The organism is Azoarcus sp. KH32C, assembly GCF_000349945.1.
Taxonomy (GTDB): Bacteria; Pseudomonadota; Gammaproteobacteria; order Burkholderiales; family Rhodocyclaceae; genus Aromatoleum.
The window spans coordinates 2509590-2525111 of the sequence record NC_020516.1 but is presented as its reverse complement, the minus strand read 5'-3'; the positions used below and the strand labels follow the sequence as shown (position 1 = coordinate 2525111).

Genomic DNA, 15522 nt, shown 5'->3' with positions numbered 1-15522 from the left:
CATGAAGAGACTGAGCCACCTTCCGCTGCACGACAGGCTTCTGCTGGTCGCCTTGCTGCCGGTGGCGGTGCTCGCATCACTCGTGACCACGGTCGTCGTCTACCGCGGCACCCGAATGCTCGACGAGGCGCTGCAGACTCACGGCGACGCGATCATCAGCTTTCTCGCGCCCGCCGCGGAATATGGGGTCATTGCGGGCAATCGCGAAGCGCTCGATGCGCTGCTGCAGGCGGCCACCGAGCAGCGCGACGTCAGCGCCGCCGCGCTGTACGATGACGCCGGGAATCTACTTGCCAGCAAGGGCCGGATCCGCGTGCTCGCCCCCGCCGAACTGCGCACGCTGCGGCGCGGCATTGTGCGGGGCGGAACGCCTGAGTTCGTCGTCATGGTGGCGCCCATCCAGGCAGTGAACGTGACGATCGACGACGTCTCCGCGGACGCTGTGAAAGAGCAGCCCCAGGACCCGATCGGTTGGGTCCACATCGAACTCGACGCGCGGCCGTCCGCCCACGAAAAGAACACGATCATCGGCGCTGCCCTTGCCATGCTCGGCTTTGGGCTTTCGCTTTCCGGACTGCTGGCGCTGCGTCTGGCGCGTTCCGTGTCCAAGCCGGTCAAGGCCTTGGTGGAAGGCGTCAAGCGTATGAAGGCCGGCGACCTCGACGTCGAAATTACCGAAGGCGCCAACAACCCGGAGCTCGCTGCGCTGGAAAAAGGCTTCAACGCGATGGCGCGGGCCATCTCCGAGAATCACCGTACGATGCAGTCGCGCATCGACGACGCGACGGCCCAGCTTGCCTACCAGGCGACGCACGACCCGCTGACCGGGCTGCCGAACCGCCGCGTCTTCGAACAGCGGATCGAAGAGTGCGTCGCCGCATCGCGACGCCGCGCGAGTGACCATGGGGCGCTGTGCTTCATCGACCTCGACCGCTTCAAGATCGTCAACGACACCTGCGGTCATGCGGCCGGTGACGAATTGCTGATGCGCATTGCGGAGCTGATCCAGTCTCGCATCCGCGAACAGGACACGCTATGTCGTGTCGGCGGAGACGAGTTCGCGCTGATCCTGCATGATTGCTCACGCGAAGATGCATTGCGGCTGGCCGAAGGCTTGTGCGAAAGCGTGGCGGATTACCGATTCGAGTGGCACGGCAATGTCTTCTCGATCGGTGCCAGCATCGGCATCACCTACGTCGACGGCAGGCAGTCCGATCCCGCCGAGATCCTGATCGCCGCCGACACCGCCTGCTACCAGGCGAAGCGCGAGGGGCGCAATTGTGTCGTCGAATCCGGTGTCCCGACCAGGGGTCGACGCAGCTCCGATCGCGGCCTCGCCCCCGACGACGAGATCATGGACGACTGAATCGCCTCCTGACTGCGCGGTAACGACGGCTTGCAATGTGCTATCGCGTATACTGCGCCGCGCCCATGTCCGTCGATCATTACGAGAACTTCCCTGTCGCGTCGCTGTTGCTGCCACCCCACCTGCGTGAGCCGGTGGAGGCGATCTACGCCTTCGCGCGCGGCGCCGACGACGTGGCCGATGAAGGTGACGCAGCACCGATCGCACGACTGGCGCGTCTCAACGACTACCGGAACGAACTCAACCTGCTCGGCCGCGGCGAAGCGCCGCGCGATCCCTCGCTCGCCCGCCTCTTCGCGCGCCTGGGCGTCGCGGTCCGCGATCACGCGCTCCCGCTGCAATGCTTCCGGGATCTGCTCGACGCCTTCAGCCAGGACGTGGGGAAGACCCGTTACGCGGACTTCGACGAACTCCGCGACTACTGCCGCCGCTCGGCAGACCCGGTCGGCCGCCTGATGCTGCACCTGTACCGGGCCGCCACGCCTGACAACCTGCGGCGTTCGGATCTGATCTGCACGAGCCTGCAGTTGATCAACTTCTGGCAGGACGTCGCTGTCGACTGGCAAAAGCATCGCATCTACGTCCCGCTCGATGACATGCAGCGGTTCGGCGTGACCGAAGAGTATCTCCAAGCGGCGCTCTGCGACGACGCCTGGCGGGCCCTGATGGCGTTCCAGGTCCAGCGGGCGCGCGCGATGATGCTCGAGGGCGCGCCTCTCGCCCGCGATCTACCCGGCCGCATCGGCTGGGAGCTGCGCCTCGTCGTGCTCGGCGGCCTGCACATCCTCGAACGCATCGAGGCGGTGCGTTTCGACGTTTTCCGGCGGCGCCCGACGCTGACAAAATCCGACTGGCCGCGACTCGTGTGGCGCGCGCTGAATTACAAAGGTATCCGATGAATCCCCACGACTACTGCCAGGACAAGGCTGCCAAGAGCGGCTCGAGCTTCTATTACAGCTTCCTCTTCCTTCCGCCCGAGCGGCGGCAGGCGATTGTCGCGCTCTATGCCCTGTGCCGCGAGGTCGACGATGTCGTCGACGAATGCCACGACGTGCAGGTCGCGCAGACGAAGCTCGAATGGTGGCGCAAGGAGATCGCCCTCACCTACGGTGGGCAGCCGACGCACCCGGTCGGCTTGGCATTGAAGGACGTCATCGGACGTTTCAACCTGCCGAAGGAGCAGCTGCTCGAAATCATCGACGGCATGGAAATGGATCTCACGCAGACCCGTTACCTCGACTTCAAGGGACTGCAACTCTATTGTTATCGAGTGGCGAGCGTCGTCGGACTGCTCGCGGCGGAAATCTTCGGCTACGAGGATCGGCAGACGCTGAAGTACGCACACGATCTCGGGATGGCCTTCCAGCTCACGAACATCATCCGCGACGTCGGCGAGGACGCGCGGCGCGGCCGCATCTACCTGCCGATCGAGGATCTGCAACGCTTCAACGTTCCGGCCAAGCAGATCATGGACGCGCGCCACGACGACAACTTTGTCGAACTCATGCGCTTCCAGGCCCAACGTGCGGAACAGTATTACGATCAGGCTTTCGCGCATCTGCCGCGCGGCGACCGCAAGAGCCAGCGCCCGGGCCTCGTGATGGCCGCGATCTACCGCACGCTGCTGCGCGAAATCGAACGCGACGGCTTCCTGGTGCTCGATCGCCGCACGTCGCTGACCCCGATCCGCAAGCTGTGGCTTGCCGGATCAACCTGGCTGCGGGCGTAAGGCTCGCTAGCGCAGAGGGAAATCGCGTGAGTCAGCACGTTGCGGTGATTGGCGCAGGCTATGCCGGACTGGCCTGCGCGGTGGAACTCGCACGACGGCGCGTGCAGGTGACGGTCTTCGATCGCTCGCACACGCTCGGCGGGCGGGCGCGGGTCGTCAACAAGGACGGCTGGCGCGTCGACAACGGCCAGCACATCTTGCTCGGCGCCTATTCGGAGCTGCTGCGCCTGCTGCGTCTGACCGGAGGCTCTCCCAAACAGCTCGCGCATCTGCCGCTGACCCTGCACACGCCCGGGGCACTCCATCTGCAGGCGGCCCGCCTGCCCGCCCCGCTGCATCTGGCGGTCGGACTAGTCACCGCAAAAGGGCTGCAGTGGGCGGACCGGCTCGCAATGCTCAGGCTAATGCGGGCGCTCAAGAAGCGCACCTTTCGCGTCGCGCCGGATCTGACGGTCGCGGGACTGATGCGCGAGACGCGTCAGACCACGCATCTCGTGAAGCTGGTCTGGGAGCCGCTGTGCGTTGCGGCGTTGAACACGCCGATCGGCGAGGCGTCGGCACAGATCTTCGCCAATGTCCTGCGTGACAGCCTTGCCGCGGGCGCCGCGGCGAGCGAACTGCTGATCCCCCGCGTCGACCTCTCGGAGCTCTTCCCTGTCCCGGCGGCCCGCTACCTCGCGGTTCGGCGAGGCAAGTTGCGCACGGGAACGCCGGTAGAAGCGATCCAACGCGTCGACGAAGGCTTCCGCCTCGAAGGCGACCCCTCGTCGCGCCAGGTCTACGACCAAGTGGTCCTCGCGACCGCGCCGCATCACGCCGGAGGACTCCTGCGCACGGTAGGCGACTGTGATCGGCTTGCAACGATGATCGAGGGGCTGCCCAACGAACCGATCACGACCGTCTATCTTGCAATGGGTCCGACTTGCCACCTGCCCTTTCCGATGATCGGGCTCGCGCGCGGACCGGCTCAGTGGGCTTTCGACCGCGGGCAACTCGGGGGGCAACCGGGGCTCGTCGCCTGCGTGATCAGCGCTCATGGCCCGCACGAGGGATTGAGCCGTGACGAACTCCTTCTCGCCGTCCATCGCCAGTTGGAGCAGGAACTCGACGTGCGCCTGCCGAGCCCCGAGTGGTCGCAGGTGATCACCGAGAGACGCGCGACCTTCGCCTGCCGTCCGGGACTGATGCGCCCGGGCCCGCAAACGCCCGTGGCCGGCCTGTGGCTCGCTGGCGACTACCTGGAATCGGAGTATCCTGCGACGCTGGAGTCGGCCGTTCGCTCAGGCGTCGATACGGCAAGCCGCGTATTGCGCACAATCCGCATCAGCGCCGCCTGACGCGCTTCAGGCGTGCTCGATCGCTCCGCTGAGCCGTCCGGCATGCATGTGCAGGACCCGACTGCAGCGCGCGGCGAGCGACTCGTCGTGGGTGACGAGGATCAGCGTCGTGCCCGCTTCGCGATTCAGCGAGAACATCAGTTCGATGACGCTCTCGCCCGTCACGGCATCCAGATTGCCGGTCGGCTCGTCGGCCAGCAACAACTGCGGATTCGGCGCAAAGGCCCGCGCGAGGGCCACGCGCTGCTGCTCGCCGCCCGACAATTGGCGCGGGTAATGCCGCAGCCGTTCCCCGAGGCCGACGCGCTCCAGCCATTGGCGGGCGATCGCCAAGGCATTGCGATTTCCGGCGAGCTCCAGCGGCAGCATCACATTCTCCAGCGCCGTCAGCGCGGGCAGCAGTTGGAAGGACTGGAAGACGAATCCGACGGCCTCGCCGCGCAAGGCGGCCCGCGCGTCTTCGTCGAGCGTAAAGATATCGGTGCCACGTATGCGCACGCTGCCTTCGCTTGGAACATCCAGCCCGGCGAGCAATCCCAGCAGCGTGGATTTCCCGGAACCCGACGCGCCGACGATCGCGACCGATGCGCCGCGCTCCACGGCGAACGAAACATCCTTCAGAATCTCCAGCGTTCCCTGCCCCGCGCCCAGGTCCACGCGTTTCGCGAGTCCCGCCACCTCTATGACCGGAATGGAGAATTCAATGCCGCTGCGATCCATCGTATTCATCTTCTTTGCGTTGGTGACATGCGCGCACGTCGATGCGGCGACGATCCTGGTATGGGGCGACAGCCTGTCGGCTGGCTACGGCCTGCAACCGAAGCAGGACTGGCCCACCTTGTTGCAGACGCGATTGGAGCGCGAAGGGTTCCGTCATTCCGTCGTCAATGCGAGCGTGAGCGGCGAAACCACCGCCGGAGGACGCTCACGCCTGCCCGCTGCGCTCGAACGCCACAGGCCCGACTACCTGATCCTCGAACTCGGCGCAAACGACGGCCTGCGGGGTCTCAAGCCCGACCTGATGGAGGAGAACCTCGCCGCGATGATCGAGCTTGCCCGCCGCCAGGGCGCCCGCGTACTTCTGGTCGGAATGCGGCTGCCGCCGAACTACGGACCGGCCTACACGCGGCGCTTCCAGCAAGCCTACGCGGACCTCGCCGATCAGTACAAGATCCCGCTTGTGCCCTTCCTGCTGGACGGATTCGCCGATCGGCGAGAACTCTTCCAGTCCGACGGGATTCACCCGACGGCGGAAGCCCAGCCCCTGATCGTCGAGACGGTCTGGAAACAGCTCGCCTTGCTGATCAGGCACTGATTCGGACACATCAAGCGACCTGCAGCATCGGTTCCCCGGCGACCATGCGACCGATCACCGCCGCTTCGTTGCCCTGTTCCTCGCGCACCGCAGCCAGCACGGCTTCGACGCTATCCTCCGCACACGCGATCAACAGCCCGCCGCTGGTCTGAGGGTCGGTGATGAGCTTGCGCTGCCATTCCGGCGTGTCCGCCGCAAGCCGGACCTCGCCGCCGTAGCTTGCCCAGTTGCGCGTCGAAGCGCCGGTCGCGATCCCATCTCGCACGAGCTGGACGGCCGTGTCGATCTTCGGCAGCGCATCGAAGGACACTTGCGCCCCGAGGCGCGAGCCGCGGCAGATCTCCAGCAAATGACCGGCAAGGCCGAATCCGGTGACGTCCGTGACCGCATGCACGCCATTCATGCCCGCCAGGCTCGCACCGACGCGATTGAGCAGCGTGGTCCAGCGCAGCATCTCGGCGTAGCCCTCCGGCGCGAGCACACCTTTCTTCAGCCCGGCCGACAGGATGCCGACGCCGAGCGGCTTGGTCAGGATCAGCACGTCGCCCGCCTGCGCACCGGCGTTGGTCTTCACCTGCGCCGGATCGACGACGCCCAGCCCGACGAGTCCGTAGATCGGCTCCAGCACGTCGATCGAGTGGCCGCCGGCGATCGGGATCCCTGCATCCCGACAGACCGATGCGCCCCCTTCGAGGATGCGTCCGATCACTTCCGGCGGCAGCTTGTCGATCGGCATGCCCACCAGCGCCAGCGCCATGATCGGGCGCCCGCCCATCGCGTAGACGTCCGACAGCGCGTTCGTCGCCGCGATGCGGCCGAAATCGAAGGGGTCGTCGACGATCGGCGTGAAGAAGTCGGTTGTCGCGACGATCGCCTGATGCTCGTTGAGGCGATACACCGCCGCATCGTCGGCCGTTTCGGTGCCGACCAGCAGTTCCGGCGGAACGATGCCGGCGGGTGCGTGCGCGAGCAGTTTCGAGAGCACCGACGGCGCGATTTTGCAGCCACATCCGCCGCCGTGGGAGAATTGCGTAAGTCTGATCTGATCCATGACATCCTGAAGGAATAACCGGCCATCCGGCGCACGCCGAAAGCCGCGACAACGCATGAAAAAAGGCCTCGCGACCGTAGCACAGCTCTCCGAATTTGACGAGTTCATCGACGCCCGCAGCCCGGCCGAATTCGCCGAAGACCGCATCCCCGGCGCCGTCAGTTGCCCTGTCCTTGACAACGAGCAGCGGGCGATCGTCGGCACGATCTACAAGCAGCAATCCGCCTTCGAAGCCCGCCGCATCGGCGCCGCGATGGTCGCCGAGAACATCGCGCGCCATCTGCGCGAGCGCTTCCAGGACAAGCCGAAGAACTGGCGTCCGCTCGTCTATTGCTGGCGCGGCGGCCAGCGCAGCGGCTCCTTCGTCACGTGGCTGCGCCTGATCGGGTGGGACGCCTGCCAGCTCGAAGGCGGCTACAAGAGCTGGCGCCACCTGGTCGTCGACGAACTCGCCGTCCTGCCCGGCCGGTTCGACTTTCGCGTGATCTGCGGCGCGACGGGAAGCGGCAAGACCCGCGTGCTCGAAGCGCTCGGCAGGCTTGGCGCGCAAGTGCTGGATCTGGAACAGCTCGCCGCCCACAAAGGCTCTGTGCTCGGAGCGCTGCCCGACCGGCCGCAGCCGACGCAGAAGTCCTTCGAAACGGACCTCTACGGCGTGTTGCGGACCTTCGACCCGGCTCGTCCCGTCTACGTCGAGGCCGAGAGCCGCAAGATCGGACGCATCCAGGTTCCCGAAGTCCTGATGGCCCGCATGCGCGAAAGCCACTGCGTCGCGATCGAAGCGACGCGCGAAGCGCGACTCGACTTCCTCGTGCGGGACTATGCCTACCTCGGCGATGATGTAAGCGATCTGCAAAACAAGATCGACTACCTGCAGGGCCTGCAGAGCAACGAAACGCTGGCCAACTGGAAGGCGCTGGCCGCCCAGCACGAGCTCTACACGCTCTTCGCCGAGTTCATCGACAAGCACTACGATCCGCTCTACCAGCGTTCGCAGAACCGCAATTTCGTCCGCTTTCCGCAAGCGCCGATATTCGCCAGCAGCAACCTGAGCGACGCGGGCATCGCGGAGCTTGCAGACTGCATTCTCCGCGAACAGCAGTGAATCAAGCGTCCATCGAAAGCCCCCATTTCTCGATCCGGTAGCGCAGCGTGTCCCGGCTGACGCCGAGGAGGCGCGCCGCACGCGAGACGTTCCAGCCGGTCTGCTTGAGGGCATCGAGCAGCGCATGGCGTTCGATATCTTCGAGTGTTTGCGCGGGTGCATCGGCACGCCCCTGCGCCGTCTGCGCGACGTCCGGCGTCGTCGCGGCGGAGGGCGGCACCGCGGTCGTCGTCAGCGACAACTGGGACGCCTCGATGACCGGCCCGGTGTTGAGCAGCACCGCCTGTTCGAGGACGTTGCGCAGTTCGCGGACATTGCCCGGCCAGCGGTGGCGCAGCATCAGCGCTTCGGCCGCCGGGGATAGCGAAGGCGCGCGCTTGCCGTATCTCGCAGCGTGGATCGAGATGAAGTGGCGCGCGAGCGACAGCACATCGTCGCCCCGGTCGCGCAGCGGTGGGAGCATGATCTGGAAGACGCACAGGCGGAAATAGAGGTCCGCACGGAAACGCCCCTCCCCGACCAATGCATCGATCGGCCGATGCGTCGCGGCAACGATCCGGACGTTGACTCGCTGATCGCGCAGGCTGCCGATGCGCCGCACCGTCTTTTCTTCCAGCAGCTTGAGGAGCTTCGCCTGCAGGCCCAGGTCCATGTCGCCGATCTCGTCGAGAAACAGCGTTCCGCCCTCCGCAGTTTCCACGAGCCCCAGCTTGCGTTCGCGGGCGTCGGTGAAGGCCCCCCGCTCGTAGCCGAAGAGTTCGGATTCGAGCAGTTGCGCCGGAATCGACGCGCAGTTCAGCTCGACGAAGGGCCGATCCCGGCGGGGACCGTTGTAATGCAGCGCCCGCGCGACGAGCTCTTTGCCCGTGCCCGTCTCGCCCAGCACCAGCACTGCCGGCGCATCCGCGTCCTGCAACTGCGACTCCGCGTCGAGCAATTGCCGCAAGGTCTGCTTGAGCGTGCGCATCGGCGGGGATTCGCCGAACAGGCTCGTGAGATCCGCCGCATCGGCCTCGCGCTGCTGGTAGTAATCGAGCGCACTGTCGCGCTGGGTTTCCTTGAATGACTTGTCGATCAACAACTTGAGTTTTGCGAGGGCGACGGGCTTGGTCAGGAAGTCGCGCGCACCGGCCTTCATCGCTTCGACCGCCAATTCGACGCTGCCGTGCCCGGTGATCATGATGACCGGCAAATGACGGTCGAAAGCCCGTAGGCGCGCTAGCGCATCGAGCCCGTTGATGCCCGGCAGGTTGAAATCGAGCACGACGGCGTCGGGCTTGAAGACGTCGAGCAGCGCGAGCCCCTCCTCCGCCGTCTCCGCGACCCGCACGTCGTAGGCACTGCGCTCGAGATAAATCCGGATGTTCTTGCCGAGGACCGCCTCGTCCTCGATGACCAGAATCGCGCGTCCCATCGTCCCCTCCCCGCTCAGGCTGCCGCCATGACCACTTTCACTGTCGTACCGTCGCCGGGCGAACTCTCGATCGCGAGCGCGCCGCCGAAGCGTTCGACGATGCGCCGGGCGAGCGCAAGGCCCACTCCGAGTCCGCGCGGCTTGGTGGTGAAGAACGGCTTACCGGCGCGCTGCAAGAGATTGGGCGGCATCCCCGGCCCGTTGTCCCGCACGACGAGTAGCACTTGCCGACCACCGCGCTCCACGTCGCAGGCCACCTCGAGCCGACCGCCGTTGCCGATCGCCTCGATCGCGTTCGCGACCACGCTGTGCATCACCTGCCCGAGCAGGAGCGGGTCGCCGCGCACTGCCGGCAGCACATCGGGCAGCCTCAATTCGACATCGATATCGCGACGCTGGAGTTCGCGCGCAAACTCGTCGATACAGCGCCGCACCAACGGCTCAAGCTCCACCGCCGTCAGCTTCTCATTGAGCGGACGGGAATAGGACAGGAGTTCTCGCACCCACGCCTCCAGCCGGTCCGATTCCGCGACGATGTCAGCCGCCGCTTCGGCCGTCGTACTATCCTCGGTGAGCAGCATCAGCTCGGCCGAACTCCTGATCGACGCCAAGGGATTGCGGATGCCGTGCGCAACCGCGGAGCTCATCTCGCCAATCACCGCGAGCGTCTCCGCGTCCAGCAGGCGGCGCTGTTGTTCGCGGATCAGCAAGTCCGCGCGTCGGACGAGCCAGAACAGCGCGGCGTACAGGAACAAGCCCGAAAGCGCCGCCCCGACTGCAATGTAGCGATAAAGGTGCTGGAGCGCGTTGAAGAGCGCCACCGGGTTCTTATAGACCTCGATCGCACCGACAACAGCCCCGCTCTGCCGGTCCCGCACCGGGAGATAGATCTCGACAAAGAAGTTCGCGGGCTGGGCGAGGTCCCTGTGCTCCGCCTTGTCGTGCGCACCGCCGTCGTGACGCTGACCGTGCGCGACCAGCTCGCCGCGGAGCGCGTCGTCGAGCTCGTCATTGACGCCGAACAGCTGCCCGATCAGTTCCTGGTCGCTGGACCACAAGATTCGCCGGCTGCGGTCATAAACGTTCGCCCGCAGCACTCCTGGAATGCTGGCGATATGCTCGATGGCCTCCGCCGCATCTTCCCGGCGCGCGGGCTCGCTTTCCGCAAACATGTTCAGGAAAGGCTTTTCGACGAGCACCAGGTTCTGCACCATTTCCATCGTCAGTTCGCCCTCCTGCCGGACCATCCGGTCGGTGACGAAAATGGAAAGCAGGTAACCCGCGACGGCCGAAATCCCGGCGATCGACAGCAGCCCCACTAGTGCGAACCATCGGCTCAGGTTCAACGGGCGGGGCCCGGACCGGGATTCGCGCGCATCGGAGGCGATCGGCATCGCCGATTGCACCCGTTCACCGCTGGCCGCCTCATCGATCGACATATCGACCCCGCCTGCAAGGAAGTGCCGCCAGCGTACTCGGCGGGCCGCCAGCGGCGGTATGACATCGTGCCGCATGTCCCTGATTCCTGGTTCAGGAAAGCCTTCAATACTGAAAATCCGCTTCGCTCTCCCGATACACCTCCATGCACGTCGTGTGCCACACGACTGATGCGCGCCGTTCCCACGACGAAGGGCGCGCAAGCGAAACGAGGCAGGCGACAGGGTGCGGGAAATCCCCCGCGATTGGGTCAAATACCCAAGAAACGGGGGCTCTTGGACTCAGGCCGCACCGAGCACTGGCAAATCCAGCACCGCCGCGTTCGCCTTCACGGCACAAACGCGCTGAATCACTGCGTCGCGCGGACTGTGCACGACACCCTGCTCGAAGGCGATAATTGTGAACTCCGCGACTAGCCTTTGCAGCAGTTCGCCGGACCGAAGGAGAAAAGCGGGATTCGACGGACGCCCGTAACGCTCGTGACCGAGCATGAAAGTCTCGTAGATCAGCACGCCGCCCGGTCGCAGGCAGGCGAGCATCGCGTCTAATCGAGGCCGGAAGAGGTAATTGGTCACGACGATCGCGTCGAATCGGGCCTCCGCGAATGGCCACGGACCGTATTCGAGATCAGCGACTCGAGTGCTGACACGCGGCTCGCCGGCAAGTCGGGCCAAGGCCTCCGGATCGCGATCCACCGCCTCGACATCGAATCCGACCCTCGCCAGCCAGCGTGCATGCCGCCCGGTTCCGCAGGCGTAGTCGAGAACATGGCCGGCGGGCGCGATCATTCCCGCAAAACGCCGCACCCAGGCAGACGGCTCCAACGTCTTGGCATGCGGCTCGGTCATGATTCCACCCGTAAGTCGCTTGCAGAAAATGCCAACAGCTTGCACGACATGTCGCGCCTTACGTTCCACTCATGCGCTTGTTTCATGACATCTCCGAAAACGGCGTCCGAACATCAGGGAAACGGCCTTCGATTCTAGCCGCGTGTTGTACTGGATGCACGGGAGCAAGCGGCCAGGGCGATCTTTCTGGTTTGCCCCAATCCGCGATTGCGCCAACATATGTCACAATCTCGATTTGTGCACTGCAGTAAGCTTGAGTTTGTCGAAGATTCAGCCACACTGCAGCAAACGTCGCACACCCACGAATATCTGCGCGCCCACCTGGATTCAGGCGAAAAAACAATGAAAGAGAAGCACTACCTCAGCCCGTTGATCGAGCCGAAATCCGTCGGCATCATCGGGGCCAGCGAACGCGAGAACTCGCTTGGCCACGTGCTTGTACGCAACATGCTCGACGGGGGCTTCCGTGGTCGCCTTTTCGCGGTCAACCCCAAGCACGAATCCGTACTCGGCGTCCCCTGTTACAAATCGGTCGAGGACGTCCCGCATCGCCTCGACCTCGCCGTGGTCGCGGTCCGGGCCGACCGCGTGCTGTCGATCGTCGAAAGCTGCGGTCGCGCCGGGGTGAAGGCGGTCGTCATCATCTCGTCCGGGTTCTCCGAAACCGGGCCCCGCGGCGCCACGCTCGAACGCCACGTCGTCGAAGCGGCGCGGCGTCACCGTATCCGCCTGCTCGGTCCGAACTGCCTCGGCATCATGCGCCCGGACCTCGGCCTGAACGCCACCTTCGCGCACGTCAGCGCGATGAAGGGCACGATCGGCCTGATCTCCCAGTCCGGCGCGCTGTGCACGTCCATTCTCGACTGGGCCAAGCCGAACAACATCGGCTTCTCCGCCGTCGTCTCGCTCGGCTCGTCCAGCGACATCGACTTCGGCGAGGTGCTCGAATACCTGATCTCCGACCCGCGCACCGAGAGCATCATCATGTACGTCGAGGGCATCCGCGATGCCCGCCGCTTCATGAGCGCCCTGCGCGGCGCCGCCCGCGTGAAGCCGGTGCTGTTGATCAAGGTCGGCCGACATCCGGCGGCCGCCCAGGCCATCCGCTCGCATTCCGGGGCAATGAGCGGCGACGACGCCGTGTTCGACGCGGCGCTGCGGCGCGCCGGCGTCATCCGCCTCTACAACATGGGGCAGCTCTTTGCCGCCGCCAACGCGCTGTTCTCGCACTTCCGCCCGCGCGGCAACCGCCTGGCAATCGTCACCAACGGCGGCGGGCCGGGTGTCATGGCCGCAGACCGCGCAGCCGATCTGAACATCCCGCTCACCACTTTCTCCGACGGGACGATGGAAAAGCTCAACGCCAGCCTGCCCCCGGGCTGGTCGCGCGGCAACCCGATCGACATCCTGGGCGACGCCGACGTCGAGGCCTATACGAAGACCGTTCACGCGGTACTCGAAGACACCAATGTCGATGGCGTCCTCGTCATGCTCACGCCGCAGGCGGTCACCAACCCGACCTCGGTCGCGCAATCGATCATCGAACTGGAAAAGAACGCCGACAAGCCGGTCGTCACCTGCTGGATGGGCGAAGACCTCGTGCGCGACGGGCGGAAAGCCCTGCAAACCGCGGGCATCCCCACCTTCCGCACACCGGAACCCGCGGTCGAACTGTTCAGCCACATCTCGGCCTATTACCGCAATCAGAAGCTGCTGATGCAGACGCCGGCCTCGCTGTCGCATCTGAATCCGCCGAGCGTCGAAAGCGCCCGTCTGGTGATCGAGACGGCGCTTGCCGAGCGCCGCAAGGTCCTCAACGAAATGGAATCAAAGGCGCTGCTTGCGGCCTTCCGCATTCCGATCGCTCAGACCGTGATCGCCCGCTCCGCGACTGAAGCGATGGTGCTGGCGGAGGAAATCGGACTCCCGGTGGTGATGAAGATCGATTCCCCCTCGATCATCCACAAGGCGGACTCCGGCGGCGTGCGGCTCAACCTCGCCAGCCTCGCCGCGGTACGCACGGCCTATCAGGAGATCCTCGAGGAAGTCCGCCGCAACAAGCCTGACGCCGCGATCAATGGCGTCGCGATCGAGCCGATGATCCTCAAACGCAATGGCCGCGAACTGGTTGTCGGCGTCAAGCGCGACCCGGTTTTCGGCCCGTACATCACCTTCGGCGAGGGCGGAAACCGCGTCGAAGCGAACAAGGACCTCGCCGTCGCCCTGCCGCCGCTGAACAACTTCCTTGTCCGTGACCTGATCCGCTCGTCGCGCGTGTCGAGCCTCCTCGGCGAGTTCCGCACCATGCCGCCGGTGAACATGGAGTCGCTCGAACTCGTGCTCCTGCGCGTCTCCGAAATGGTCTGCGAACTGCCGTGGATCACGGAGCTCGAGATCAACCCATTGATTGTGGACGAGGACGGCGCGGTCGCCGTCGACGCCCGCGTAACCGTCGAGAATGTCTCGCCGTCGGTCGATCGCTATGCCCACATGGCGATCCACCCCTATCCGTCGCAGCTCATCAGCGTCTGGACGCAACCGGACGGCACCCCCGTCACGATTCGACCGATCAAGCCCGAGGACGCCGAACTCGAAGTCGAGTTCGTGCGCAAACTATCGGCCGAGACCAAGTACTACCGCTTCATGAACACCATGCGCGAACTTCCGCCGGCCATGGTGGCACGCCTGACGCAGATCGACTACGACCGCGAAATGGCCTTCGTCGCGACCATCGATCAGGAAGGCAAGGAAGTCGAAGTCGGTGTTTGCCGGTACGCCGTGAACCCGGACGGCGAATCCTGCGAATTCGCGGTCGTCGTCGCCGACGACTGGCAGCACCGCGGCCTCGCGCGCAAGCTGATGGGCGTCCTGATCGAGACCGCCCGCAACAAGGGGCTGCTCTACATCAATGGCATCTTCCTCTCGAACAACGAACGGATGCTCAAGTTCGTGCAGGGTTTGGGATTCGTGCTGTCGAACGACCCCGAAGACAACACTGTCAAACTCGGCGTTCTCGCGCTTCAGGACTGACCGGCCCATGCCCGCAACGATCGAGAGCCTGCAGTTCCACGGCCTTCCCGCCCTTCGCCTCACCACTCCTGCCGGAGCGAGCGCCGTCGTGTCGCTCTTCGGCGCCCAGGTGCTGTCGTGGAATCCTTCCGGCGGACGCGAATGCCTCTACCTGAGCCCGAATGCCGTCTACGATGGCAGCGTAGCCATTCGCGGCGGCATCCCCGTGTGCTTCCCGCAGTTTGCCGGACTCGGCTCGCTGCCCAAGCACGGCCTCGTGCGAACGCGCAACTGGACGGTTGCCGAGGAACGCGCCGGCGACGACTTCGCCATGGTCATCCTCCAGTTCAACGATGATGACGAGACGCGTTCGATCTGGCCGCAATCCTTCGGGTCCGAACTGACGGTCGCCATCGACGGCACGCGTCTCGACGTCGAGCTCGAAGTCGAGAACACCGGCTATTCGCCTTTCGCATTCACGGCGGCGCTGCATACCTACCTGCGCGTACGCGAAGTGGAGACTGCACAACTGCAGGGCCTGCACGGCCACGAGTATCGCGACGCCACGGACAAGAATCACGTCAAGCAGGAAACCGGCGACGTCCTGACGATCGACCGCGAGACGGATCGCGTCTACCACGACGTCAAGCGGCCGCTCCTGCTGCGCGACGGCCCGCGCAACCTCGGCATCCAGGCCGAAGGCTTCCCCGACGCCGTGGTCTGGAACCCGTGGGAAGAGCGTTGCGCCGAACTGCCCGATATGCCGGCCAATGGATTCCGCCATATGCTGTGTGTCGAAGCCGCCGCTGCACACCATCGTATCGAACTGGCCGCCGGCGAAAGCTGGTTCGGCCGCCAGACCCTCGTCGCTCTTTGATCCAAGCGAAACAGCGGCGCTTGCCTCGCAGCGC

The 15522-nt window shown here is 65.2% G+C and carries 13 protein-coding genes; 8 read left to right on the top strand and 5 right to left on the bottom strand.

Annotated elements, in window-relative coordinates:
* Nucleotide 1: 1 nt before the first annotated feature.
* The 4 genes from AZKH_RS10965 to hpnE all read left to right on the top strand — a co-directional run bounded on the left by AZKH_RS10965 (nucleotide 2) and on the right by hpnE (nucleotide 4432).
* Nucleotides 2-1366 carry a GGDEF domain-containing protein gene (locus tag AZKH_RS10965; protein ID WP_015435839.1) on the top strand — a complete coding sequence of 455 codons (1365 nt, stop codon included), beginning with the start codon at nucleotides 2-4 and terminating at the stop codon, nucleotides 1364-1366.
* Nucleotides 1367-1431: 65 nt separating this feature from the next.
* Nucleotides 1432-2265 (top strand): squalene synthase HpnC, encoded by an 834-nt coding sequence (hpnC, locus tag AZKH_RS10960; protein WP_015435838.1) that lies wholly within the window; start codon nucleotides 1432-1434, stop codon nucleotides 2263-2265.
* On the top strand, nucleotides 2262-3095 hold the full coding sequence (gene hpnD / locus AZKH_RS10955; RefSeq protein ID WP_015435837.1) for a presqualene diphosphate synthase HpnD: 834 nt from the start codon (nucleotides 2262-2264) through the stop codon (nucleotides 3093-3095). The genes hpnC and hpnD overlap by 4 nt, the downstream gene beginning before the upstream one ends.
* Nucleotides 3096-3121: 26 nt before the next feature.
* Nucleotides 3122-4432 carry a hydroxysqualene dehydroxylase HpnE gene (gene hpnE / locus AZKH_RS10950; RefSeq protein WP_015435836.1) on the top strand — a complete coding sequence of 437 codons (1311 nt, stop codon included), beginning with the start codon at nucleotides 3122-3124 and terminating at the stop codon, nucleotides 4430-4432.
* A gap of 6 nt (nucleotides 4433-4438) precedes the next feature.
* Here hpnE and AZKH_RS10945 read toward each other — a convergent pair whose 3' ends face one another.
* Nucleotides 4439-5152, bottom strand: a complete 714-nt coding sequence (locus AZKH_RS10945; protein ID WP_015435835.1) for an ABC transporter ATP-binding protein — start codon at nucleotides 5150-5152, stop codon at nucleotides 4439-4441.
* On the opposite strand from AZKH_RS10945, the gene AZKH_RS10940 reads away from it, so the two are divergent.
* Nucleotides 5136-5747, top strand: coding sequence for an arylesterase (locus AZKH_RS10940; RefSeq protein ID WP_041657199.1), 612 nt, complete (start codon nucleotides 5136-5138; stop codon nucleotides 5745-5747). The two genes, AZKH_RS10945 and AZKH_RS10940, sit on opposite strands and share 17 nt — an antisense overlap.
* A gap of 10 nt (nucleotides 5748-5757) precedes the next feature.
* Here the strand turns inward: AZKH_RS10940 and selD are convergent, their stop codons facing one another.
* Nucleotides 5758-6798, bottom strand: coding sequence for a selenide, water dikinase SelD (gene selD, locus AZKH_RS10935; protein WP_015435833.1), 1041 nt, complete (start codon nucleotides 6796-6798; stop codon nucleotides 5758-5760).
* Nucleotides 6799-6853: 55 nt separating this feature from the next.
* Between selD and mnmH the strand changes: the two genes are divergently transcribed.
* A complete protein-coding gene (mnmH, locus tag AZKH_RS10930) occupies nucleotides 6854-7903 on the top strand; it encodes a tRNA 2-selenouridine(34) synthase MnmH (RefSeq protein ID WP_015435832.1) in 1050 nt (349 codons plus the stop codon).
* Between the two features lies 1 nt (nucleotide 7904).
* On the opposite strand, the gene AZKH_RS10925 is transcribed toward mnmH, so the two are convergent.
* The 3 genes from AZKH_RS10925 to AZKH_RS10915 form a co-directional block, all read right to left on the bottom strand.
* Nucleotides 7905-9317, bottom strand: coding sequence for a sigma-54 dependent transcriptional regulator (locus AZKH_RS10925; protein ID WP_015435831.1), 1413 nt, complete (start codon nucleotides 9315-9317; stop codon nucleotides 7905-7907).
* Between the two features lie 14 nt (nucleotides 9318-9331).
* Nucleotides 9332-10831, bottom strand: a complete 1500-nt coding sequence (locus AZKH_RS10920) for a sensor histidine kinase (protein WP_231874512.1) — start codon at nucleotides 10829-10831, stop codon at nucleotides 9332-9334.
* 204 nt (nucleotides 10832-11035) lie between these two features.
* Nucleotides 11036-11602, bottom strand: a complete 567-nt coding sequence (locus AZKH_RS10915) for a bifunctional 2-polyprenyl-6-hydroxyphenol methylase/3-demethylubiquinol 3-O-methyltransferase UbiG (RefSeq protein ID WP_015435829.1) — start codon at nucleotides 11600-11602, stop codon at nucleotides 11036-11038.
* A gap of 342 nt (nucleotides 11603-11944) precedes the next feature.
* Here AZKH_RS10915 and AZKH_RS10910 point away from each other — a divergent pair, with 342 nt between their 5' ends.
* Nucleotides 11945-14632, top strand: coding sequence for a bifunctional acetate--CoA ligase family protein/GNAT family N-acetyltransferase (locus AZKH_RS10910; protein ID WP_015435828.1), 2688 nt, complete (start codon nucleotides 11945-11947; stop codon nucleotides 14630-14632).
* A gap of 7 nt (nucleotides 14633-14639) precedes the next feature.
* Entirely contained in the window at nucleotides 14640-15488 is an 849-nt protein-coding gene (locus tag AZKH_RS10905; RefSeq protein ID WP_015435827.1) for a D-hexose-6-phosphate mutarotase, read from the top strand.
* Nucleotides 15489-15522 lie beyond the last annotated feature (34 nt).

Bases quoted from the DNA above. Each gene is read 5' to 3' on its own strand.
- AZKH_RS10965 (WP_015435839.1), top strand. From the start codon at position 2: ATGAAGAGACTGAGCCACCTTCCGCTGCACGACAGGCTTCTGCTGGTC.
- hpnC (WP_015435838.1), top strand. From the start codon at position 1,432: ATGTCCGTCGATCATTACGAGAACTTCCCTGTCGCGTCGCTGTTGCTG.
- hpnD (WP_015435837.1), top strand. From the start codon at position 2,262: ATGAATCCCCACGACTACTGCCAGGACAAGGCTGCCAAGAGCGGCTCG.
- AZKH_RS10940 (WP_041657199.1), top strand. From the start codon at position 5,136: ATGCCGCTGCGATCCATCGTATTCATCTTCTTTGCGTTGGTGACATGC.
- AZKH_RS10945 (WP_015435835.1), bottom strand. From the start codon at position 5,152: ATGGATCGCAGCGGCATTGAATTCTCCATTCCGGTCATAGAGGTGGCG.
- selD (WP_015435833.1), bottom strand. From the start codon at position 6,798: ATGGATCAGATCAGACTTACGCAATTCTCCCACGGCGGCGGATGTGGC.
- mnmH (WP_015435832.1), top strand. From the start codon at position 6,854: ATGAAAAAAGGCCTCGCGACCGTAGCACAGCTCTCCGAATTTGACGAG.
- AZKH_RS10925 (WP_015435831.1), bottom strand. From the start codon at position 9,317: ATGGGACGCGCGATTCTGGTCATCGAGGACGAGGCGGTCCTCGGCAAG.
- AZKH_RS10920 (WP_231874512.1), bottom strand. From the start codon at position 10,831: ATGCGGCACGATGTCATACCGCCGCTGGCGGCCCGCCGAGTACGCTGG.
- AZKH_RS10915 (WP_015435829.1), bottom strand. From the start codon at position 11,602: ATGACCGAGCCGCATGCCAAGACGTTGGAGCCGTCTGCCTGGGTGCGG.
- AZKH_RS10910 (WP_015435828.1), top strand. From the start codon at position 11,945: ATGAAAGAGAAGCACTACCTCAGCCCGTTGATCGAGCCGAAATCCGTC.
- AZKH_RS10905 (WP_015435827.1), top strand. From the start codon at position 14,640: ATGCCCGCAACGATCGAGAGCCTGCAGTTCCACGGCCTTCCCGCCCTT.